Below are 22735 nucleotides of genomic sequence, written 5' to 3'. Positions count from 1 at the left end.
CGCGCACTCCCTCTCAGCTGCCCGGCGGCACGATCGGCCGGTCCGGAGCGTTCGCCTCGACCCGGCCGGGCTCACCGTCCGGCCCGAAGTCTTCGGCGACCCACTCGCCCTTGCCCCACTCGCCGGGCGGGACCTGAACGCTCGGCATGTCCATCGGCCCGATGCTGCTCGCGTTGTCCATGAGCGTCTTGAGCGCGGCATCGGACGGCGGCCCGGCATCCACCGACACCACGTCACTCCCGTCGTTCGCCCACCTCGCGACATCACCGGCACCGGTCGTACCCGTCGCACCTCCCGCCACGCTCCCGGAGAACTGCGAGTGCCCGTCAGACGCGCGGCCGGACATCTGCGAGTGCCCGTCCGACACTCGATCGGACACCGGCGCGTCTCCATCGGACGCTCGGCTGGAAATCTGCGGGTCGCCGTCTCGTACGGCTCCAGGGACCTGTGCGTTGCCGTCCGGGTTGCCTGCGGTCGCTTGGCCATCGGGGTCCTGGGCCTGGGCTGTTGTCCCGCCGGGGTGCACCGAACCCGCGGGCCCGTCAGGGGTGATGCCGTCTGGGATGGCCGCTCTGCCCCACTCACCCGTCGGCAGTCGCACGCCCGGCATGTCCGTCGGCCCGACGCGGCTCGCGTTGTCCGCGAGCGACTTCACCGCCGCGTCGGACGGGGGCCTGGCTTCCGCGGACACCACGTCGCTTCCGTCGTTCGCCCACGTGGCCGGCACGTCGCCGGTTGCCGTCGGGCTTCCCGTACGGCCCGCCGTACCGTCGGACGGTTGGGCGGGCTCGACCGGGTCCACCGCGGGCTCGACGGAGGGCAGGTCGGTGGGCTGCACGGCGTCGACGTTCTCCAGCAGTTCCTCGACCTCGCGCGCCGTGGGCGGGTCGAGCGGGATCTGCAGGACCTTGACCCCGTCCACCTCGACGACCTGCGGTTTGCCCGTCTCGGTCTGGTCGATGTCGTCGGGGTGGTCCCGCTTCGGGGTGTCGAGGATGTCCTGACCGGACCTGTCGGGCTCGGTACCCCTATCGCGACGACTGTCCCGCTCGTCGTCTTTCGGCTCGTCCGCGCTGGTCCTCGGCTGGTCCGTCACGCTCTGGGGGCGGTCGGTCTCGCGCCTCGGCTGGTCAGTCTCGCCATGGTCCGCTTCACGCCTCGGCTGGTCCGTCTCGCCCTGAGGGCGGTCCGTCTCGCGCTGCGCCTGGTCCGTCTCGCTCTTGGGGTGGTCGTTCCTGGACGGCAGGTCCGTGGGCGTCGTGTCCCGAGGCGTCTCGCTTCTCGGGGTGGGCTCCTGCGGGGTGGTGTCCTTCTTCGGCTCAGGCTCGGGAGGCGTCGTGTCGCGGGGGTTGGTCGTGCGCGAGGCCCTGTCGTCGTCTCGCGGCTCTTTCGCGTCGTCGAGAGGTTCCTTGGGCGTCTCGCGCGGCTCCTTGGGAGTGGAGTCGGTCCCCGTCGAGTCCTTCGGCGTGGTGTCCCTCGGTGAAGGGTCCTCGTCCTTGCCCGACGCGGGCGTGCCGTTCGCCGACACGTCCTTGACCTGCTCCCCCGTCCGGGGCGCGGCCTCCCTCTTCTCCAGCAGCGCCAGCCGCCCCGTGACGTCGCGCGCCATGGTCTCGCACGCGTCGGCCACCTGCGAAGGCCGGTGCGTCGCAGGCGTCGCGAGCCCCGCGGTCCTGGTGACCTGCGCGATCCTGCTCTCGATCGTGCGCATCTGCGCGGCGGCCCGCTGCACCTCGGCCAGCAGGTCACGCACCAGGGTCGGATCCATACCGTCGAACGAGCCCATGCGCCACACGGTAGGTGCAGCCGAAGCCGCCCGCCTCAGGGATAAACAGACGGCATCAATCGTCGGTGGCGACGTACCCCACGATGCCGCGCAGCTTCTCGACCGAGATGGCGCCCTTCCTGAGCAGGCGGGGCACCGCCGTCGTCAGGTCGAGGATCGTCGAGGGCGTGTCGTCGGCGCAGGGCCCGCCGTCGAGGTAGACGGCCACCGACTCGCCGAGCTGCTCCTCAGCGTTCTCCGCCGTCGTGGCCGCGGGCGCGCCCGAACGGTTGGCGCTGGAGACGGCCATCGGGCCCGTCTCCTTGAGCAGGTCGAGCGCGACGGGGTGCAGCGGCATGCGCAGCGCGACCGTGCCCTTGGTGTCGCCGAGGTCCCACGACAGCGACCTGTTCGCCTTGCACACCAGCGTCAAAGGCCCGGGCCAGAACGCGTCGATGAGGTCCTGGCCGTACGGGCCGAGGTCCTCCACAAGCGCGTTCGCGGCGCGTACGGTGCCGACGAGGACGGGCGGCGGCATGTCGCGCCCCCGGCCCTTGGCCTCGAGCAGCGCGTTCACCGCCGAAGGGGTGAAGGCGTCGGCACCGATGCCGTAGACGGTGTCCGTCGGCAGCACCACCAGCTCGCCCTTGCGTACGGCAGAAGCCGCGTCGGTCAGCCCCGCGGCCTTCTGGTCGGGGTCTGCGCAGTCATAACGTCGTCCCACGGCGAGCAATCCTATTCCTGGCCGAACTTGGCGGTGACGAAGCGGTCCCTGCGGGTGAGGTCCTGGCGCAGCCGGGCGTCGCGCCAGCCCTTGTCCTCGGGGAAGAGGCGGTAGACGGACTGGCCCTGCTCGTCGGCGTGCTCGACGGCCACCAACCCGCCCCGCCTGAGCAGGCGGCGGGCCGTACGCTCGACGGCTCTGACCTCGTTGAGGCCGTCGGCGCCGCTGCCGTACAACGCCCGGGAGGGGTCGTAGTCGCGCACCTCGGGGTCGCGGGGTACCGCCCCTGGAGGGATGTAGGGCGGGTTGGAGATGACGAGGTCGACCTTGCCGTTGAGCTCGGGCAGCGCGTCGGCGAGGTCCTCGGGGTGCAGGTGGACCCTGCCCTGACCGTGTTCGGCGATGTTGCGCTTGGCCCAGCCGTACGCGTCGGGATCGACCTCGACCGCGTGGACCTGTGCGAGCGCGACCTCCTGCGCGATCGACAGCGCGATCGCGCCCGAACCGGTGCCGAGGTCGACCACGAGCGGCTCGGCCACGTCCATCTCGCGCAGGCGCTCGATCGCCCAGCCCGCGACCACCTCGGTCTCCGGTCGCGGCACGAAGACGCCGGGGCCCACGGCCAGTTCGAGGTAGCGGAAGTAGGCGTGGCCGGTGATGTGCTGCAGCGGCTCTCTGGCCTCGCGCCTGGCGACGCCCTCCCAGAAGAGGGCGTCGAAGTCGGCGTCCTTGACCGTGTGCAGCGCGCTCCGGCGCACGCCGTGGACGAACGCCGCGATCTCCTCGGCGTCAGTGCGCGGCGACGGCACTCCGGCCTCGGCCAGCCGAGCGGTTGCGAGAGCGATCTCGTCCAGCAGGAATGTCATGAGTGTTGTGCGAGCTTCTCCGCCATTTCGGCGTCGATGAGGGCCTGGGTGACAGCGCTCAGTTCTCCGTCGAGCACCTGGTCGAGGTTATACGCCTTGAAGCCGACGCGGTGGTCGGAGATGCGGTTCTCCGGAAAGTTGTACGTCCTGATGCGCTCGGAGCGGTCCATGGTGCGGACCTGTGACTTCCGCTCGGCCTGGGCGGCGGCGTCGGCCTGCTCCTGCGCCACAGCCAGCAGCCTGGCCCGCAGAATGCGCATCGCCGACTCCTTGTTCTGGAGCTGGCTCTTCTCGTTCTGGCAGGAGACGACCACGCCGGTCGGCAGGTGCGTGATGCGGACCGCCGAGTCGGTGGTGTTGACGCTCTGCCCGCCTGGTCCGCTGGAGCGGTAGACGTCGATGCGGAGCTCGTTGGGGTCGATGTTGACCTCGACCTCTTCGGCCTCCGGGTAGACCAGCACGCCGGTGGCGCTGGTGTGGATACGGCCCTGCGACTCGGTGACGGGCACCCGCTGCACGCGGTGCACGCCGCCCTCGTACTTCAGCCTCGACCAGACGCCCTCGTCGCCCTTGGCCTTGATCGCGACCGTGACGTCCTTGTAGCCGCCGAGGTCGGAGTGCTGGGCGTCGATGATCTCGGTCTTCCAGCCGAGTCGCTCGGCGTACCGCAGATACATCCGCAGCAGGTCTCCGGCGAACAGCGCCGACTCCTCGCCGCCCTCACCCTGCTTGATCTCCATGATGATGTCCTTCTCATCATTGGGGTCACGCGGGATGAGCAGGTGCTTGAGCTTCTCCTCCAGCTTGGGGACGCGCTCCTCCAGCTGGGTCGCCTCCTCGGCGAAGGCCTCGTCCTCCGTCGCCAGCTCCTTGGCCGCGGCGAGGTCGTCACGGACGCCCTCCAGCTCGCGGTAGGTGCCGACGATGGGGGTCAGCTGGCGGTAGCGCCTGCCGAGCGTGCGGGCCTTGTTCTGGTCGGCGTGCACGGACGGATCCGCGAGCTGCTGCTCCAGCTCGGCGTACTCAGTGAGCAGTTCGTCGAGGTTCACCGTGCGTCCTTCTTCCGCTTTGTCGCCGCCCTCTTCACCACGAACGCCGACCCGGGAGCGCGTACGCGCGTCTCCGGGCCGGCGTCAGGGAAGCTACTTGCTGGCCTTCTTGCCAAAGCGCTGCTCGAAGCGCGCCACGCGACCGCCGGTGTCGAGGATCTTCTGCTTGCCCGTGTAGAACGGGTGGCAGGCAGAGCACACGTCGGCGTGGATGACGCCGTTCTTCGCGGTGCTGCGCGTGGTGAAGGAGTTACCGCAGGTGCAGGTCACCTGAGTCACGTTGTACTCGGGGTGGATGTCGCGCTTCATTGCTGTCCTTTCGGGCTGCGGTCGCCGGGTCGCTCCGTACGGCTTGCGCGCTGTCGCACACGGTCGATCGCGCGCTGCGGGAACCGGTACCGCTTGGGTTCAGCTACCAGTGTGCCAGATCCTCTAACCATCCCAGGCCACGAGCCATTCCCAGCGATCTTATGGACGAGTCACACAGGCCCCATTAGGCTCAATCGACCAATCCGTAACTTTTCTCACATATACACCGATGCAAGGGGCCCCATCACATGAAGAGAAGGATGCGGTTGCTGCTGGCGACCGCAACGGGGGTGGCTGTGCTCGTCGGGGGCGCCGGCCTCTCCTCGGCCAGCGCATCCGTGTCGCGGGCGGCCTACGCGGCAGCCGACGACATCGCCAACGTGTCCGTCGGCAACGCGTACGTCCCCGCTGACAAGGAGATCGAGGTCTCGTTCACCTTCCAGGTGTCGAACCCGCTCGGCACCGGCAACGGTCCGACGACGGACACCGACAAGGTCACGATCTCCTCCGCCGGCATCACTCCGCCCGGCAAGAGCGCGAAGACGGTGAGCACCTCCTACACCCCGCCCGCCGCCGTGGCCGACGGGCAGCCGCGCCCCGCCTCCGCACAGGGTAGCGGCAAGTTCACCATCTCCAAGGACGACCCGTCCGGCGACTGGACGCTGAGCATCGTGACCAGCCGTGGCACGAACAACTTCACGGTCAAGGTCGCGCCCAAGCAGGGCATCAGCGGCGCGTCCGTCACCCCGAACCCCGTCGACCTGATCAAGGGCAAGGAGGTCAAGGTCACGGTGCGCGCCGCGGTCAAGGACGCCTCCCTCGTGAGCGCCAAGATGACCAGCGACACCACCTCCGAGTACTACGACCTCGGCAGCCTGGAGCTCGACACCGACGGCTACTACACCGGCGTCGTCTACTTCACCGACGACAGCGCTCCCGGTGACTGGACGCTGGAGATCTCCGCGAGCCGCGGGAACGAGACGCTCAAGGGCGTCGGCTCGTTCAGCGTGAACGCGCCTGTCGGCGGAGCGTCCAAGAAGTCGAAGTCGAAGATCACCCTGACCGCGCCGAACAAGGCCACGGCCGGTAATGCCTTCAAGATCTACGGCAAGGCCTACCGGGGGACCAAGGCGTACTCGGGCAAGGTCGTCGAGGTGTACTTCAAGAAGAAGGGCACCAAGTCGTACAAGTTCATGGGCTTCGCCAAGGCGACGTCGACGGGCAAGTACACGAAGGCGGTCAAGCAGAAGTACGACGGGTACTGGCGCACCAAGGTGCCCGCGACCGGCAAGACCTACAGCTCCTGGTCGGCTCAGGAGTTCGTGGACGTGAAGTAGTCACGCGACCGGAGGTACGGCCCGCTCCCGCGAAGGGGGCGGGCCGTTCTTCGTCATGGAGGACCACCGCGCGTCTGCTGAGCCGAGAAGATTCGCCCGCCTGAAGGCTCCCCGCGCATCTCCAGTCCGCAGCGTCCCCCTCGCACCGGATACCACACCGATGCCGCAGCGTACTGGGCCCCTAAGCCGACGCACCGTGGGACGCCTGCATCGCAGCGCCGGGCGACCACCCGACCCTCCGGGAGACGACGTTCGGTGGTGGCCGGGGGCTGCTGTCGTTCCGGGTCGATGCCGACGCCGAGATGATCCACATTGCCGACGAGGGCCGTCAGAGTGGGTCGAGGCGGGCCTTGAGCAGGCAGAACTCGTTACCTTCGGGATCGGCGAGGACTCCTCCCCGGTCTGACCGATGTCGACGAGCGAGGACCACGCGTTGTGCCAAAGCGCGAAAGCGCCCCGGGTGTCGAACACCCGGGGCGCTTCGCCGTACGTCGTGCTAGTCGCGGTCGGAGCTGACCGTCGTCTTCTGGACCTGGAGGAGGAACTCCGCGTTGGACTTCGTCTCCTTCATCTTCTCCAGAAGCAGTTCGAGCGCCTGCTGCATGTCCAGCGCGTGGAGGACCCGGCGGAGCTTCCAGACGATCTGGAGCTCGTCCTTGCCCATGAGGATCTCTTCCTTACGGGTGCCGGACGCGTCGACGTCCACCGCGGGGAAGATGCGCTTGTCGGCCAGGGAGCGGTTGAGCTTGAGCTCCGCGTTGCCGGTGCCCTTGAACTCCTCGAAGATGACCTCGTCCATCTTCGACCCGGTCTCGACCAGGGCGGTGGCGAGGATCGTCAGGGAGCCGCCGTTCTCGATGTTGCGCGCGGCGCCGAAGAAGCGCTTCGGCGGGTAGAGCGCGGTCGAGTCGACACCACCGGACAGGATGCGTCCGGACGCCGGGGCCGCCAGGTTGTAGGCGCGGCCGAGGCGGGTGATGGAGTCGAGCAGGACGACCACGTCGTGGCCCAGCTCCACCAGGCGCTTGGCGCGCTCGATGGCCAGCTCGGCGACGGTGGTGTGGTCCTCGGCGGGACGGTCGAAGGTCGAGTGGATGACCTCGCCCTTGACCGAGCGCTGCATGTCGGTGACTTCTTCGGGCCGCTCGTCCACGAGCACGACCATCAGGTGGCACTCGGGGTTGTTGCGGGTGATCGCGTTGGCGATCGACTGCAGCACCATCGTCTTGCCGGCCTTGGGCGGGGAGACGATGAGGCCGCGCTGGCCCTTGCCGATCGGCGCCACGAGGTCGATGATCCTCGTGGTCAGGATGTTGGGCTCGGTCTCCAGGCGCAGCCGCTCCTGCGGGTAGAGCGGGGTGAGCTTGTTGAAGTCGGGCCTGTTGCGGGCCTGCTCGGGGTCCATGCCGTTGACGGTGTCGAGGCGGACCAGGGCGTTGAACTTCTCCCTGCGCTCGCCGTCGCGCGGCTGGCGGACGGCGCCGGTGACGACGTCGCCCTTGCGCAGGCCGTTACGGCGGATCTGGGCCAGCGACACGTACACGTCGTTGGAACCGGGCAGGTAGCCGCTGGTCCTGACGAACGCGTAGTTGTCGAGGATGTCGAGGATGCCGGCGATCGGGATGAGGACGTCGTCGTCGCCGATCACGGGCTCGTTGCTGTCGAAGCGGTCGCGGCCGCGGCCGCGGTTGCGCTCCCTGAAGCGCCCGCGCCTGCCGCGCCCGCGCTCGTCGTCGTCGGCGCCGCGCTGGTCCTGGCCCCGGTCCTGAGAGCGGTCCTGGCCACGGTCCTGACCGCGGTCCTGCGAGCGGTCCTGCGAGCGGTCCTGGCCGCGGTCGGTGCGCTGCGGCTGCTGCTCGCCGCGCTCCTGGCGGTCGCTGACACGCTCCTGCCGCTCGCCGCGGTCACCACGGTCAGCGCGGTCTCCACGGTCAGTACGGTCGCCACGGTCGGTGCGGTCGCCACGCTCGCGGCGGCTGCGGCGCTCGCCGCGGTCGCGACGGCTCTCGCCACGCTCGGCGCGGCTGTCGACCTGCTGGTCGCTCTGCTCGACGACGGGCTGCTGCGGCTGCTCGACGACGGGCGCGGCAGCGGCCACGGCGGGCTGCTCGTGGACCACGACGGGCTCGGGTGCGGTCACGGGCTCGGCGGCTGGCGCAGGGCGGGAACGTTCCCGACGGCTGCGGGCGGGGCGCTCGGCCACGGCCGGCGCTTCGGCGGGGGCGGGCGCCTCGGCGGCCGCTGGGGCGCTGTCACCGGCGCCGACTCCCTGCTTCTCCTGGATACGCGCGATGAGCTCGCTCTTGCGCATCCGCCCGGTCCCGCTGATGCCCAGCTCGGCGGCAATCTTCTGCAGCTCGGGCAGCACCTTCGCGGACAGTCCGGTGCCGGAGCGACGCGCGCGCGGCTTGGCCGCGGCGCGGGTGGGGGTGTCGCCGGACGCGCTCGCGGCCGAGCCGGAAGCGTCGGAGAGGAGTTCGGTGGTGTCGCTCAACTAAGGGTCCTTCCCAGGGGTCGGGCGTCGGCCATGATCAGCCGATCGTCCCGGAGGTGCTGTCGATCCGGCGGGACAGTCCGGGTCGGGGTGCACTTTGCGATCTTCGGCCGCCGCGCAGGACGGCCGCCACGGTTGGGGAGGGATTCGTCCAGGTCGCCACAGGACGGTGGCGCGTGGAGGGAACCCCCCAGATTGCTGTCGCCAGCCAGATGTCGAGGTGGTTCGAACGCGCAGATCCCCGGATTCGCCGCCTCGCGTCGCGCCGACCGGGTGTGGGCCGAACGGGACGAGCGGATTCGGGGAGACAGCCGTGCTGCTCACGCCTCGCGACGTGAAGCATGATGCAGCGATATCTGGCTGACAAGCACGCACCCAACAAGGGGGCATCTGGTGCGGCTACCAGCCTAACATCACCAGCGCACACGGCTATTCCCTGAAGGTCTAAGAGGCATCAGCGTGTCTCGGGGAACTGAACGTTCGCACCGTCTTGGTCGACGTCCATTAGCTGGATGTGCCAGTCACTACCCACTTCTGGCGCGATCAAATCCTGCGCATTCGGTGTCGAAAACGCAAGAATTGTGGGACCCGCTCCCGAAACGGTGGCAGGCACGCCCACGGCACGCAGCCGTTCTACCAGATCGGCGGTCCGCCGCATGGCAGGCGCGCGGTATTCCTGGTGGAGACGGTCCTCCGTGCCCGCCAGAAGCAGGTCAGGTTCGGGCCGTCCGGTCAACGCGGCGATCAGCAGCGCGGCCCGCCCCGCATTGAAGGACGCGTCCTTGTGAGGCACGTCCTTGGGTAGCAGTCCCCTTGCCGTCTCCGTGGACAGCCGCGTAGCGGGTATCAGCACGACAGGCCTGATGTTCGCGTCGGGAACCAGTTTCACCATACGCGGAACTCCGCCCTGGTCCGTCCAGGCGATGGTGAGCCCGCCCGCCAGACAGGGGGCCACGTTGTCGGGATGCCCTTCCATCTCGGTGGCGAGCGCGAAAACCTTCTCGTCGCTCAGCTCCGTTGTTCGCTGAGAGCCGAGCGCCGCGCCTCCCTCCGGCGTGTACGGCATGCTCGCCAGCGCCCTGGCGGCGAGGATTCCCGCGCAGATGGCGGCCGAGGACGACCCGAGGCCGCGCGCGTGCGGGATCCTGTTGCGACACAGCAGGCGGATTCCGGCGGGCTGCGGGGCGTTCATCCGGTCGAAGGCCGTGCGCATGGCCTGGACGATGAGGTGTTCCTCACCGAGGTCGAGTTCCCCGAAGCCTTCGCCCTCGACCGAGATCTCCACCACGCGCCGCCCGGTCGGCGGCGTGAACAGCGATGCCTCGATCTCGTCGTGGAGGCTCAGCGCCAGGCCGAGGGAGTCGAACCCGGGGCCCAGATTCGCCGAGGTCGCCGGAACCCGGACGATCACCCTGCTGTCGGTCATTCATCTCCTAAGGGTCGCCGTGGCGGCGGGCGCCGGAGTCCTGCTGGGCGGCGCGCCTTCGGCGGACGGCGCCCCGTGACCACGGAGGCGCCGAGCCGGCTTGCCGTACGAAAAAACGAAGGTCAGTCGAGGCCCAGGGCGGAGGCCGCGGCATGGACGTCGATCGGGATGGTGACGGGCGCGGGCGCGCCCGAGATCGCCCAGTCCGGGTCCTTGAGCCCGTTGCCCGTGACCGTGCAGACGATGCGCTGGCCCGCCTCGACGAGCCCCTGCGCGTGCGCGTGCAGCAGTCCCGCGACGCTCGCGGCCGAGGCGAGCTCGACGAACACGCCCTCCTCCTGCGCCAGCAGCTTGTAGGCGGCGGCGATCTGCCGGTCGGTCACCGCCTGGATGAGGCCGCCCGACTCGTCGCGCGCCGCCTCGGCGAGCTTCCACGACGCAGGGTTGCCGATGCGGATGGCCGTGGCGATGGTGTGCGGGTGGGTGACGGGCGCGCCGTTGACGATGGGCGCGGCGCCGCTGGCCTGGAAGCCGAACATGCGCGGCGACGTGCCGTACTCCTGATAGCCCATCCAGTAGGCGGAGATGTTGCCCGCGTTGCCGACGGGGATGCAGTGAATGTCGGGCGCGGCGCCGAGCGTGTCGACGATCTCGAAGGCGGCCGTCTTCTGCCCCTGGAGGCGGTACGGGTTGACCGAGTTGACCAGGGCGATCGGGTAGTTCTCCGACAGCTTCCTCGTCATCTCGAGGCAGTCGTCGAAGGACCCCTCGACCTGCAGCAGCGTCGCGCCGTGCACGAGCGCCTGCGCGAGCTTGCCCATGGCGATCTTGCCGCGCGGCACGAGCACGGCGCAGGTCAGCCCCGCGCGTACGGCGTAGGCGGCGGCCGAGGCCGAGGTGTTGCCCGTCGAGGCGCAGATGACGGCCTTGGCACCCTCCTCCACGGCCTTGCTGATGGCCATGGTCATCCCGCGGTCCTTGAAGCTGCCTGTCGGGTTGGCGCCCTCGACCTTGAGGTAGACCTCGCACCCCGTCAGCGCCGACACGCGATGGGCGGGCACGAGCGGTGTGCCGCCCTCAAGGAGCGTGACCACGGGCGTCGTCTCGCTCACCGGCAACCGGTCCCGGTATTCCTCGATGAGGCCTCGCCATGCCCTGGTCATGATTCGCTCCTGCGACTACCTGCGGTGTTGGGCACAGAGTCTACGGCCACCTGGCTCTCCCGGCGGTACGACCGTCCATTGATTGGACAGACTCTTCCGCCAATACCTAGCCACCCCGGATAAGGTCTCCCACAGGGGACGGGGAGGGCTGGAACACCATGACTGCGATGAGGCAGAACGACTACTCCGCACTGACGCCGCCGCGGATGGGCGAATGGTCGCCCTCCTTGTCGGTGAGCGTGGTCGTCCCCGCTCACGACGGCCCGCATCTCGACCTCACGCTGGCCGCGCTGGCCGGGCAGACCTACCCTGAGCACCTGATGGAGGTCGTGGTCGTCGACGACGGCAGCGAGCCGCCGATCAGGCTGCCGGAGATCAGGCCGGTCAACACCAGGGTCGTCCGCGTCACGGAAGGCTGGGGCATCTCCACCGCGGTCAACACAGGGGTGAAGGCCGCCGACGGCGAGATCATCCAGCGGCTCGACGCCGACATGGTGGCCTGCCGCGAGCACATCGAGGCGCTGGCCAGGTGGCACCACGTGTCGGACTACGTGGTCTCGATCGGCATGAAGAGGTTCGTCGAGAAGCCGCCGCTGACGCCGAAGCAGGTCCACCGGGCGACGTCCCTGGGCGAGTTGTTCGACCTCGCGTCGGCGATCCCCAGCTCGACGGAGGCGACGATCGAGAAGACGGACGGGCTGCGCAAGAGCCGCAATCCGTACCACGTGTGTACGGGGCCGACGTTCGCCCTGCCGCGTGAGGTGTTCCACGCGGTGGGCGGCCTCGACCCGCACGTCCTGCGCGGCGAGGACACCGAGTTCGCCTACCGGCTGGCGATGCACGGCGTGGTGTTCGTGCCCGACCAGCAGGCTCAGGCCGTCCACCTGGGGCTGCCCGCGCAGCACCGCGACCGTGAGCGGGCGGTGCGGGTGGTGGAGCCGTTCCTCGCCCACCGCATCCCGCTCCGCCGCGACCTGCGCAAGGACAAGGGCAGGCGGTGGCTGGTGCCGTACGTGGAGATCGTCCTGGACGTCACGGACACCTCCGAGGCGACGGTACGGCAGGCGGTGGCGGCCGCGCTCGACGGGAAGCTGCAGGACGTCGTGGTGACACTCGTCGGCCCGTGGTCGCGGCTGCACGAGGGACGGCGTTCGGTGCTCGGCGACGCGTGTTTCGAGCTCAGGGTGATGCGCGAGCTCTATGCGCACGACGATCGGATCAGGCTCATCGACGAGGCGGCGCCGACGCCCTCGCCGACGCCGTTCCGCTATGTCGGGCCCGTCGACGTGCCGCTGCATAAGGCGACGCTGGAGCGGATGGTCGAGTCGGCGCAGAAGGACCTGACGGGCGTACTGGTCGTCGATCTGCCCGACGGGCGCACGGCCAGGCTGGAGCGCACGTCGGCGCTGGCTCGCGCGCGACTGCTCGCGCCGCATGGGGGCACCGACCCCGACGAGATCATCGAGGTCACCCACGGCATCAGGCACGAGGGCCCAGGCCGTTACTGGCCGGCGCCCGCCCCGCCCAAGCCGGTGTCGATCCCGGCACCAGTGCCCACCCCGCCGCCCGCCGCCGAGGAGCGCACGCTGCTCCGCCGCCTCAAGTCCGCGCTGCGCCCCAACTAGCGGGGAGGCCGTCAGTCCTTCTTGCGCAGTGCGCGTCGCACCGAGGCGGTGAGGGCGGCGCGCAGTCCCTGCTGGACGCGTCCCGCCGCGGCGAGGTCGCGGCGCAGCGAGCCGACCTCGCGCCGCAGCTCCACCGCGTTCTTACGCCACTTCCCCGCCTCCTCGCGCCACCGCTCCACCTGCCCGCGCAGGCGCTCCACGTCGGCGCGCAGCTTCTCGGCCTCCGCCTGGGCGTCGAGCCTGGCCCGGTGGACGCTCCCCCGCCCGGGGATGTCGCGGGTCTGCCTGGTGAACCCGTAGGTCTCCCCCTCCACCCAGCGGACCCCGAACACCGAGTCGACCGCGTCGTCGAGGTCCTCCTCCGGGCCCGACACGATCGCGGCCCTGGCGAAGGCGGCCGTGCGCTCCAGCCTGGCGGTGACGACGCCCGCGGCCGACTCCGACAGCAGCACGTCGATCAGCCCCTGACCTTCGTCCCTCGCCACGTCGAGCAGGCGTGCCAAGGAGTCGACGCCGGGCACCCACCCCGCGGGCACTCTCAGCACGTACGGCACGGCGGGCTCGACCGCGTCGTCGACCGCGAGGCGCACCCTGCCCTCGTGGGCGTAGTGCCCGTGCACCAGCACCAGATCGAGGTTGGGGTCCTTGAGCGGCGCCCGCCTGTCGCGCGCGAGCGTGTCCCACGGCCCGACCAGCGTCACCCGCACGTCGGGGACGGTGCCGGCCAGCAGCGCGTCCACGGTCGCGCGCACGTCCTCGTAGCCGGTGCCCGTGGCGTCGACGACGGCCTCGACGAAGGGCACCTTCCACTGGCGTCCGGGATGGGAGCGGAGCCACCGGTAGGCGGGGATGCGGTCGGCGACGGTGGCGTGGCTGACCCTGTCGATCGGCGCCTTGTCGCGCATGCGCATCGTGGGGCCGAGGTGGTAGGCGCGGGCCAGCGGCTCGGGCACGAAGACGGCGCCCGCCTGGGCCAGGCGGTAGCCCATCTCGGTGTCCTGGCCTAGCACGAGCTCCTCGTCCATGGGGCCCGCCGCGGCGATCAGCCGGGCGTTGACCGAGGTGGCGCCGCCGACGTGCAGGCTGAAGGGGCGCGTGGGGTTCGCGGTGAGGCCGTCGGTCCGCTCGACCAGGTCGACGATCCACGTGTGCGGCTCGGCGGGTTCGAAGCTCCGCTCCAGATCGTCGGGCAGGACGGCGGGCACCGGCGCGGAGGTGAAGCGGATGTAGCCGGTGACCACCAGGTACGTCGCCGCGTGGTGCCAGCGCATGTGGGCTTCGATCGCCCGTGGCGTGAGCACGACGTCGGAGTCGAGCCAGTGGACGACCTCGCCCGACGCCACGGCGAGCCCCGCGTTGCGCGCGGTCGCCCGCCCCGGCTGCTCGCAGACGACGAGCTTGACCCACGAGGGGACGCGCAGCGCGGGGTCGCTGCCGTTGTCGACGACGATGACCTCGGTCAGGTGGCCGGGATAGCTCTGCCTGGCGAGCCCCTCGATGACGAGGTCGAGCTTGTCCTGCCCGCCGTACGCGGGGATGATCACGCTGACGCTGATGGTGGGGGTCCAGGCGCCGAGCGCGGGCACGTCGAGCGTGCGGTAGTCGTTGCCCCGCACCCGGGGAGGGATCATGTGGTTTCCATGAGCAGGCTGGGCCGGAAGCCGCGCCACTGGTTGTGGGCGACCTTGAGGAAGTGCGACAGCGGAAGTCGCCACGTGTGCCCTTCGCTGAGCGAGCGGCGCAGCACGTAGCCGAGGCCGTGGGTGCGGTAGATGCGGGCGCCCTCGGCGTGGCGGGCCTTCAGCAGCGCCGCGTCGACGCCGCGCGTCAGCGGCTCGAAGCCGGGGAAGTCGTCCCTGTCGAGCAGGATCGTGCCGCCCGCCACGAAGTCGCTCCACACCTCGCTCTTGTAGGAGGTCCGACGAATCGTGGTCAGGAGCGGCTCCAAGTAGAAGAACTCGGCCGCCGTGCCGACGACGTCGGCGCCGGAGGCGCGTTTGGCGAGCAGCAGGTCGGACAGGTGTTCGGGGCCGTACCAGTCGTCGTCATCCCATTTGGCGAGATATTCGCCAGAGGCGTGCGAGGCGGCCCGGTTCAGCAGCGCGCCGAACGGCACAGCCGCCTCCGCCGACACCACGTGGATCGGCACCGGGCACGCCTCGACGGCCCTGCGGGCGACCGGGTGCTCCTCGATGCCGTGGAGGCCGAGCAGCACCTCCACCTGGACGTGGCGCTGCCGCGCGATCTGGTCGAGGGCGGAGCCGAGCAGGTGCGGCCGCATGCTCGACATCACGACGCTGACCGTGGGCGTGAGCGACGGCCTGGGCGCGAGCCTGCGCAGCCGTACGCTGTGCTCCTCGCGGCGCAGGTCCGCTACGCACCGGGGACCGAGCTCCCGCGGTACGGCCAGCCACGCCCTGTCGGTCAGGAGTTCGCCCAGGTGGGCGGGCACCCACGGGGGCACCGCCGCGGACGGCTCGCTCGTCAGCGGCACGCCGGCGCAGGCGAGGGCGACCAGCCCGTCGAGGGCGGCCCGCCGCTCGGACTCCTCAGCCGACGGCCACTCCACCGTCAGCCCCGCCAGTGTCCTGAGCGCGTCGGGCTCGGCGAGGGGCGCCCCTTCGACCGTCCATCGCGCGCCTTCCCACCGGAGCGTCGCGAACCCCTGCGTGGGGGTGCGCAGGTAGCCGGCGGCCCCTCGTGTGTCCACGAAGGGGGTGGCGGTCATGGGGGCTCCTCCTGCCTTCGTCGTCGAGCGCGCCCACTTTACGCCGACCTGACAACCCGGGAGGAGGGGCCATGCCCAACGAGCACATGGACCTGCGGGTTCCCAGGGTTCCTGCAGAAACTTGTGGCACGGTAGTGACCCACCTTGACTATGGTGTAAATGTCCAGACTTTTCCCAGGTTGGCGTATCAAAACATGGAAAGGTATGCGCGGATGCTCTCGCCCCGCCGACTAGCCGCGACCGCAATCCTCGGAGCTCTGGTGCTTGTCGCGCTGGCGATGCCGGCGTACGCGGGCGTGCTGTCCTTCGCCGCCGCCCTCGCCGCGGCCGCCTTCCTCCTCGCGCTGGCCGCACTGGCCTTCCTCGTGCTGACCGTGCGCCGCCTCGATGGCAAGGCCCACCGCATCGACGTGCGCGTGAAGAAGATCGAGACGGGCCTCGCGCAGACGGCCACGGGGCTGAAGCGGATCGAGACCCGCATCGACAAGCTCGCCGCCGCCGTCGAGGAGGCGGCGAGCAGGCGCGGGCAGGACCTCACCGCGATCCTCGCCTCTCTCGGGGAGGACAGGGTCAACGCGATGACCCACGCCGAGGAGGTGGCCGAGCTCCGGGCAGAGCTCTACGAACTTCGCAGGGAGAGTGTGTGAGAGTCCGACACAACGACTACGGCTCGCTCAGCCCCCCGCCGATCGGAACATGGGCGCCTGAACTGTCCGTCACCGTGGTGATCCCCGCCTACGACTGCCAGGACGAGCTCGACAGGACGCTGGCGACGCTGGCGACGCAGACCTATCCCGCGCACCTGCTCGACGTGGTCGTCGTGGACGACGGCAGCAGCCCGCCGCTGCGGGCGGAGGCCGCCCGCACCAGGGTCGTCAGGGTCGAGGACGGCTGGGGGCGCGGCAACGCGAGGAACACGGGCGCGCTCGCCGCGACGGGCGAGGTGATCCACTGGCTCGACGCCGACATGTTTCTCGCGTCCGACCACATCGAGGCGCACATGCGCTGGCACCACCTCATCGACCACGCGGTGGTGATCGGCGACATCGTGTTCGGCGAGGACTTCGCCAGCGGGACCGCGCAGCCGTACACGGCCAGGATGCTGGAGGAGACGCGCAGGCTCAAGGACGCGGGCCGCACCGCCTACCTGCTGCACACGGGGGCGACGACCTCGGTCTCGGCGCGCCTGCTCGCCGACGCGGGCGGCGTGAACCCGCGCCTGAACATGGCCGAGGACACCGAGCTCGGCTACCGGCTCGCGCAGGCGGGGGCGGTCTTCGTCCCCGACGGCGAGGCGCGCAGCCTGCACGTCGGCGAGTCGACGGTGATGCGCAGGCAGCAGGAGGTGCACAGGCACAACTGGTCCTTCCTCGGCGACCACATCCCCGACCTGCGCTGGCTGAGGAGCCATCCGCGCAGGCAGTGGCTGGTGCCGTACGTCCGGGTCGTGGTGGAGGCGGGCGGCTACGAGGAGACGCGCGCCACCGTGGACTCCGCGCTGGCGGGCACGATGCCCGATGTGGCGGTGACGCTGGTGGGTCCGTGGTCGCTGCTGACCGGCGAGCGACGCTCGAACCTCGACGACCCGCACCTCGACCTGCGGCTGCTGCACAACCTGTACGAGCACGAGCCGCGCGTCGCCTTCGCCGCGAGCGCGCCGGAGAGCGTGGCGCCGACGCCGTACCTGGTGACCGTGCCGCGCGGGTGGGTGCTCGGGGCCGACAGCCTGGCCAGGCTCGTCGCCCATGAGGAGGGGCTGGTCAGTGTGGCGCTGGCCGAGGGGGCCGACGGCGTGGTCGTCGCGCGCATGGAGCGCACGGCCGCCTTCTCCAGGGCGCGCAGGGTCGGTGGCGACCTCGACGCGCTGGTGGACGAGATGTTCGGGTCGCTGTGGGTGGGCGGGGCCGAGTACGGCATGACCACCGCGGAGGAGGCCGAGCCGATCGCAGGTGACCCCGCCAAGTGGCGCGCCCTCGCCAACCGGCGCAAGAACGAGATCAAGGCGCTGGAGGCCGAGGTGGCCAGGCTCGAGCAGCGGGCCGCCGCCGCCCCCGACGAGCCGCCCGAGCCGCGCAGGAGCGGCCTGGCGACGTTCCTGAGGCGCGTCATATGATCGCCGACCTGGTGGCGGAGGCGTTGGCCCGCGCCTCCGACGTGCGCGTCTTCTACGCGGGCCTGGACGTCGACGTCGACGGCACCGACCTCGACCACGAGCTGGTCGAGCCGCCCTCGGGCACCGAGCGGGCCGACGAGGTGCTGGTGCTCGCGGGCACGCCCGCCGACCTGCGCAGGATCGCCACCCTGCACAAGCTGCTGCCGGAGGCCGAGCGAGTGATCGTCGCGGTCGCCGACACGCCTGCCTCCCACCCCGCCCCCGTGCCCACGCCGACCCCCGCCCACCGCTGGAGGTCGCTGGCCGAACTGCGCGTCCACCGGCCGAAGGACCGGGTGTGGGTGGTCGACGCGCGCTTCTCCACGCCGACTCCCGCCGGCCGTACGGTCGCCGCGACCGCCCGCGCCTTCGCGGGGCACCGGCTCGATGTGATCACCGCGCCTGCCGCCGCCATCGCAGGGGTCGGCGCGGCGGACTGGCGTCCAGGCGACCCCAACGCGACCCCGGCCGAGCTGACGGGTCCCGTGCCCGAGCGCGTCGGCGCGCCAGGCGGCGACATCGTCCTGCGCACGGTCGAGGCCGAGGTGGAGTGGACGGAGGACGAGCCGCCGGTGGACCGGCCGACGGCCGAGGCCACGAGCTGGGAGCGGATCGGCCGTCCTGGCGGCACGGGCCTCGCCTCCGTCAGCGTCGAGCCTTCAATGATCCCTCCGGTCGACGAGCGCCTGGTGAACCCGATGGGCTTCGTCACCACGCCGTCGCGGAGCATGGCCATGCTGTCGGAGTCGGGCGGCAGGTGGTCGGTCGTGCTCGACGGCAGGCCGGTGGTGACGTTCGCCGCCTCGGGCGGTGTGACGGACGCGGACGTCGCCAGGCTGCGGCAGGTCCGCGGCGTGACGATCGAATGGCGCCATGCCCACAGCGGGCCGTTGGCGGCCGTGCGGGTGCTGGCGGGCCTGGCGGCGGCAGGGGTGCCGCTCGTCGCGGCGGAGGTGCCGCGATGGGCGGGCGCGCTCGGCGAACCGCTCGCCGCGCTCGTCACCTCGCCCGTCGACCTGGCCGACGACCTGCGGCGGGAGGAGCACAGCATCAGACTGCGGCGCGAGGCGCTGCACACGCACGGCGTGGCCGCGCGGTGGGAGCAGCTCGGGGCGCCCGCCCCCGCTCCCCCGCTGACCTCGGTGCTGCTGGCGACGCGCAGGCCCGCCATGGTCGGCTTCGCGCTGGAGCAGGTGGCCAGGCAGCGCGACGTCCAGCTCGAGGTGATCCTCGCGCTGCACGGGTTCTCCGCCGCGCACGCCGACGTCGTGGACGCCGTGAAGCGTTTCGACCGGCCGATCACCGTCTTCGAGACGGAGTCGGTGTTCGGCGAGGTGCTCAACGACGCGGCGGCCCGCGCCTCGGGATCGTTCCTGCTCAAGATGGACGACGACGACTGGTACGGGCCCGACTTCCTGTCCGACCTGCTGCTCGCGCACTCCTACTCCGGCGCCCAGGTCGTCGGCACCGTGCCCGAGTTCGTCTACCTGTCCTCGATCGACGTGACCGTGCACCGCAGCCAGGTCACCGAGCAGATCACCAGCTTCGTGGCGGGCGGCACGATCCTGGTCGAGAGGTCGGCGTTCCAGGCGGTGGGCGGGTTCAGGCCGCTGCGCCGCTCGGTCGACACCCAGTTCCAGGAGGCGCTGCAGGCCGCGGGCGGGCAGATCTACCGCACCCACGGCCTCGGCTACGTCCTGCGCAGAGGGCCCGCGTCCGATCACACGTGGCAGGAGCCCATCGGCACGTTCCTGCGGCGCAACAGGCAGCAGTGGCGCGGCTTCAGGCCGAGCGCGCTGATGGAGCTGGCGCCATGAGGATCAGGCGCAACGACTTCGGCGTGCTCACCCCGCCTGAGCTCGGCACGTGGGAGCCGACCATGACGGTGACCGTGGTCATCCCCGCGCACGACTGCCAGGAGACGCTCGACCTCACGCTGGCCGCGCTGTCGGCGCAGACCTACCCTTCCCACCTGCTCGACGTCATCGTGGTGGACGACGGCAGCGACCCGCCGATCGAGGCTCCCGTCGAGGTCGTGCGCGTGCGGGAGAGCTGGGGACGGGCCGCCGCGGTCCAGGCGGGAGTGGAGGCGGCCACCGGCGAGGTCGTGCTGGTGCTCGACGCCGACATGGTGCCGTATCCCGAGCACGTCGAGGCGCAGCTGCGCTGGCACCACCTGGCCCCCTACCTGGTGGTCCTCGGGTGGATCGACTTCACCCAGCCGCCGTCGCTGCCCACGCCCGCCGAGGTGGCCGCGGGCGCGAAGGACCTGTTCCCGATGTCCTCGCACCGGCACGACTGGGCCGAGGAGATCATCGCCGAGCACGACGGGCTCAGGTCCGCGCCGAGCTCGCTGGCGTCGCGGGTGCACGTGGGCGCGACCGCGTCGTATCCCGCGTGGCTGCTGCGCGAGTGCGGGGGCATGGACGTCTCGCTCAAGCTGGCGGAGGACACCGAGCTGGGCTACCGGCTGACACAGGCGGGCGCGGTGTTCGTGCCCGACCCCGAGGCGCGGGCGTGGCATCTCGGGCTGCCGACGGCCATGCGCTCGTTCGCGGAGCTGAAGCGCTACAACGACCCGTTCGTCGCCGATCGGGTGCCGTACCGGCGGTATCTGCGGGGCGACCAGGGGCGGCAATGGCTGGTGCCGTACGTGGACGCGGTGGTGGAGGCGGGCTCCTACGAGGATGTCCGCGCGACCGTCGACGGGCTGCTGGCGGGGTCGCTGCCCGATGTCAGGGTCACGATCACCGGGCCGTGGGAGTGGCTGACCGACTCGCGCCGCTCCCCGCTGACCGATCCGCTGCTCGACCTGCGGCTGCTGCGCGCGCAGTTCACCCATGATCCCCGGGTACGGCTGGCGGACCCGCCCCCCGGCGTGGCCCCGTTCCGGCTGCGGTGCCCTCCCGGCTGGATGCCGGGCCACGACACGGTGGCCCAGCTCGTCGAACACCTGGAGGCGACGGACGGCGGCCTGCTGTGCGTCGCGCTGGCCGAGACCCTCGAGGGGGTGGTGACGGCGCGGCTGGAGCGGACCGCGGCGCTGTCCCGCGCCGCGCTCGTCATCCGCCCTGGAGAGTCCCTCGACGACGTGATCGACGAGGTGTTCGGCGTGGAATGGGTGGACGGCGCCGACTTCGGCTTCACCCGCAGGCCGCGCCTGTACCCGCCGCGCAGGCCGCCCGTGCCGGAACACGAGCGCCTAGCCCGGCAGCGGGACAAGGAGCTGGCCAGGTTGCGCGAGCGGGCGGCCGTGCTGCGCGCCGAGGTCACCCAGCTGCGCAGGGAGGCCGCCAAGGGGCGCAGGGACACCGCTCGGTGGAAGGAGAAGGCCGAGCACTGGCGGAGGGAGGCGGTCAGGCTCGCCCGCGAGCGGAACCGCACCGTGCTCACCAGGGCGGTCAGGCGGGTGCGGGGTCTGACAGGGGGGCGGACTTAGCGCCTCATTCAGCGCGTCTGCGCAGGTAGTAGGCATAGATGGCGGCGGCGAGGGTCAGCCCCCACGGCAGCCACGACAGACCGGGCCCGAACGAACCCCAGCTCTCGGCGGTCAGGACGATGTCCCCCTTCGCCAGCCACAGATACAGCCGCGCCCCCGCCTGGATCAGCATGGCCGCCGCGCACAGCCCCGGCACCACCGCGAGCCAGATGGGCACGCGCCTGCCCCGCAGGCCGGGAATCCAGCGAGGAAAGACCTCACCCCAGCGCTGGACCAGGCCGAGTGTGAGGATCGCGCCCACGAAGCACAGCCCGCCGAGCACCGACTCGACGACCCATGCACCTGTCGTGTTCCCCCCTGAGAGGAACCCCGGCGGGACCCCGAGCGGGATGCCCAGCGCCCACGAGATGCGCGAGATCCCGTACGGCAGCGCCAGTACGGCGGCCGCGTAGGTGACCGGAGTCCCCCATCGGACCGGCTCCCGCGTGCTGCCACCTTGATAGGTCCATGCCGTCGCCGCCCAGAGCGCCCCGCCACCGATGCAGAACAGCATGAACAGCAGCGGACCATCCCAAAGCCCGGTATATCCCGTGAACAGATAGCCGAAATTCTGCACCACCCGGACATCGGGCACCGCGACCACCAGACCGACGCTCATCGCCCACGCGAAGACGAGCGGCAGCCTGGCCCCCGCGGAACGGGTCATCACCAGCGCGACGGCGGCGCCCAGCAGCCCGAGCGCCGCGATGGCCAGGCCCGTCGAACCGGGCTCCGCCGCCGCGAACAGCGAACCCACCTGCACGGCCCGCGGGTCGCCCGCCCCGAAAGGGAACCCCGCGCCGCCCGCGGCCCAGTAGCCGCCTGCCGCCGCGAACACCAACGACCACACGCCCGCCGCCTGTGCCGTCCACGACCGCCGGGCCCGCGCCATGACGGCCACGCTTCTGCTCTCTGTCATGACCACCACTCTTCGCCATGCGGCCCCTGCTCACCTCCCCTGCACGGGGGATCGCGCTCCCCTCAGGTAGGGAGTCGCCTCCCCTCACGGGTGAGCGCGGCGGTCAGCCTGGCGGCGAGCTCCCCTGCGAAGGCGCCCCGCTCCTGGCGGCCGATCAGGAACAGCCAGGCGAACACGGGGCCGACCAGCATGGCGTGGACCAGGTCCAGCTCGGGGGCCTCGTCGAGATCTCCCCGCCGGACCGCGCGGTTCAGCACCTCCTTGACGCAGTCGCGCTGCCGTTCCATGAACGTCTGACGGAACGTGGCCGTCAGACCGGCGTCCGCGGTGATGTCGGCCAGCAGGCCGGGAACGGTGACCAGGGCGACGGGGTTGCCCAGCGTGGCGAGGATGTCGTCGATCAGCGCGGCCAGGTCGGTGGTGAAGGAGCCGGTGTCTGCCGGCGTCTCCAGGGTCATCGAGTGGACGGTGGCGGCGAACACCATCTCCTGCTTGGTGGCGTGACGGCGGTAGATGGCGGCCTTGCCCACACCCGCCCTGGCGGCGACGGCGTCCACGGTGAGCCGGACGTAGCCGGTCTCGGCGAGCACCTCCCTGGTCGCGGTCAGGATGGACACGTCGACCCTGCTGTCCCTCGGACGCCCCGTCCGCGCCCCCTCCTCGCCCCGCCGTTCCACCTGTGCCCCCTCGTCTGTCATCG

19 protein-coding genes are annotated in these 22735 nt (G+C 71.0%); 6 read left to right on the top strand and 13 right to left on the bottom strand.

Features of this window, described 5'->3' with window-relative positions; genetic code table 11:
- Positions 1 to 13: 13 nt before the first annotated feature.
- From AB0B45_RS17525 to rpmE, 5 genes are all read right to left on the bottom strand, one after another.
- Positions 14 to 1786 carry a hypothetical protein gene (locus AB0B45_RS17525; protein ID WP_358131540.1) on the bottom strand — a complete coding sequence of 591 codons (1773 nt, stop codon included), beginning with the start codon at positions 1784 to 1786 and terminating at the stop codon, positions 14 to 16.
- A gap of 55 nt (positions 1787 to 1841) precedes the next feature.
- Positions 1842 to 2489, bottom strand: coding sequence for an L-threonylcarbamoyladenylate synthase (locus AB0B45_RS17520; RefSeq protein WP_358131538.1), 648 nt, complete (start codon positions 2487 to 2489; stop codon positions 1842 to 1844).
- A gap of 11 nt (positions 2490 to 2500) precedes the next feature.
- Positions 2501 to 3355 (bottom strand): peptide chain release factor N(5)-glutamine methyltransferase, encoded by an 855-nt coding sequence (gene prmC / locus AB0B45_RS17515; protein WP_358131537.1) that lies wholly within the window; start codon positions 3353 to 3355, stop codon positions 2501 to 2503.
- Positions 3352 to 4404 (bottom strand): peptide chain release factor 1, encoded by a 1053-nt coding sequence (gene prfA / locus AB0B45_RS17510; RefSeq protein WP_358131535.1) that lies wholly within the window; start codon positions 4402 to 4404, stop codon positions 3352 to 3354. The genes prmC and prfA overlap by 4 nt, the downstream gene beginning before the upstream one ends.
- 93 nt (positions 4405 to 4497) lie before the next feature.
- Positions 4498 to 4713, bottom strand: coding sequence for a 50S ribosomal protein L31 (gene rpmE / locus AB0B45_RS17505; RefSeq protein ID WP_354917212.1), 216 nt, complete (start codon positions 4711 to 4713; stop codon positions 4498 to 4500).
- 248 nt (positions 4714 to 4961) lie between these two features.
- Between rpmE and AB0B45_RS17500 the strand changes: the two genes are divergently transcribed.
- On the top strand, positions 4962 to 6050 hold the full coding sequence (locus tag AB0B45_RS17500; RefSeq protein ID WP_358131534.1) for a hypothetical protein: 1089 nt from the start codon (positions 4962 to 4964) through the stop codon (positions 6048 to 6050).
- 328 nt (positions 6051 to 6378) lie between these two features.
- Here the strand turns inward: AB0B45_RS17500 and AB0B45_RS17495 are convergent, their stop codons facing one another.
- The 4 genes from AB0B45_RS17495 to thrC all read right to left on the bottom strand — a co-directional run bounded on the left by AB0B45_RS17495 (position 6379) and on the right by thrC (position 11133).
- Positions 6379 to 6480 (bottom strand): VOC family protein, encoded by a 102-nt coding sequence (locus AB0B45_RS17495; protein WP_358131532.1) that lies wholly within the window; start codon positions 6478 to 6480, stop codon positions 6379 to 6381.
- A 66-nt stretch (positions 6481 to 6546) separates the two neighbouring features.
- On the bottom strand, positions 6547 to 8544 hold the full coding sequence (rho, locus tag AB0B45_RS17490; RefSeq protein WP_358131530.1) for a transcription termination factor Rho: 1998 nt from the start codon (positions 8542 to 8544) through the stop codon (positions 6547 to 6549).
- A gap of 454 nt (positions 8545 to 8998) precedes the next feature.
- Positions 8999 to 9970, bottom strand: coding sequence for a homoserine kinase (thrB, locus tag AB0B45_RS17485; protein ID WP_358131529.1), 972 nt, complete (start codon positions 9968 to 9970; stop codon positions 8999 to 9001).
- A 122-nt stretch (positions 9971 to 10092) separates the two neighbouring features.
- Entirely contained in the window at positions 10093 to 11133 is a 1041-nt protein-coding gene (gene thrC, locus AB0B45_RS17480) for a threonine synthase (RefSeq protein ID WP_358131527.1), read from the bottom strand.
- Between the two features lie 167 nt (positions 11134 to 11300).
- Between thrC and AB0B45_RS17475 the strand changes: the two genes are divergently transcribed.
- The gene (locus tag AB0B45_RS17475) at positions 11301 to 12758 is read left to right on the top strand and encodes a glycosyltransferase (protein ID WP_358131525.1); all 1458 of its coding nucleotides are present in this window, start codon (positions 11301 to 11303) and stop codon (positions 12756 to 12758) included.
- A gap of 11 nt (positions 12759 to 12769) precedes the next feature.
- Here the strand turns inward: AB0B45_RS17475 and AB0B45_RS17470 are convergent, their stop codons facing one another.
- Positions 12770 to 14389: a glycosyltransferase gene (locus AB0B45_RS17470; protein ID WP_358131523.1), complete on the bottom strand. Its 1620-nt coding sequence runs from the start codon at positions 14387 to 14389 to the stop codon at positions 12770 to 12772.
- Complete coding sequence (locus tag AB0B45_RS17465; RefSeq protein ID WP_358131521.1) at positions 14386 to 15486, bottom strand: glycosyltransferase; 1101 nt, start codon at positions 15484 to 15486, stop codon at positions 14386 to 14388. The genes AB0B45_RS17470 and AB0B45_RS17465 overlap by 4 nt, the downstream gene beginning before the upstream one ends.
- Positions 15487 to 15746: 260 nt before the next feature.
- Between AB0B45_RS17465 and AB0B45_RS17460 the strand changes: the two genes are divergently transcribed.
- The 4 genes from AB0B45_RS17460 to AB0B45_RS17445 are packed head-to-tail and all read left to right on the top strand — an operon-like array spanning position 15747 to position 21077.
- Positions 15747 to 16133 (top strand): hypothetical protein, encoded by a 387-nt coding sequence (locus tag AB0B45_RS17460; protein ID WP_358131519.1) that lies wholly within the window; start codon positions 15747 to 15749, stop codon positions 16131 to 16133.
- Positions 16130 to 17599: a glycosyltransferase family 2 protein gene (locus tag AB0B45_RS17455; RefSeq protein ID WP_358131517.1), complete on the top strand. Its 1470-nt coding sequence runs from the start codon at positions 16130 to 16132 to the stop codon at positions 17597 to 17599. The genes AB0B45_RS17460 and AB0B45_RS17455 overlap by 4 nt, the downstream gene beginning before the upstream one ends.
- The gene (locus AB0B45_RS17450; RefSeq protein ID WP_358131515.1) at positions 17596 to 19455 is read left to right on the top strand and encodes a glycosyltransferase family 2 protein; all 1860 of its coding nucleotides are present in this window, start codon (positions 17596 to 17598) and stop codon (positions 19453 to 19455) included. The genes AB0B45_RS17455 and AB0B45_RS17450 overlap by 4 nt, the downstream gene beginning before the upstream one ends.
- Entirely contained in the window at positions 19452 to 21077 is a 1626-nt protein-coding gene (locus AB0B45_RS17445; RefSeq protein ID WP_358131513.1) for a glycosyltransferase, read from the top strand. The genes AB0B45_RS17450 and AB0B45_RS17445 overlap by 4 nt, the downstream gene beginning before the upstream one ends.
- A 4-nt stretch (positions 21078 to 21081) precedes the next feature.
- On the opposite strand, the gene AB0B45_RS17440 is transcribed toward AB0B45_RS17445, so the two are convergent.
- Entirely contained in the window at positions 21082 to 22035 is a 954-nt protein-coding gene (locus AB0B45_RS17440) for a hypothetical protein (protein ID WP_358131511.1), read from the bottom strand.
- Between the two features lie 62 nt (positions 22036 to 22097).
- Positions 22098 to 22733 carry a TetR/AcrR family transcriptional regulator gene (locus tag AB0B45_RS17435; RefSeq protein WP_358131510.1) on the bottom strand — a complete coding sequence of 212 codons (636 nt, stop codon included), beginning with the start codon at positions 22731 to 22733 and terminating at the stop codon, positions 22098 to 22100.
- Positions 22734 to 22735 lie beyond the last annotated feature (2 nt).

Source organism: Nonomuraea sp. NPDC049152 (assembly GCF_040648355.1).
In the GTDB taxonomy this organism is placed as follows: Bacteria; Actinomycetota; Actinomycetes; order Streptosporangiales; family Streptosporangiaceae; genus Nonomuraea.
This window is presented reverse-complemented; position numbering and strand designations above follow the sequence as displayed.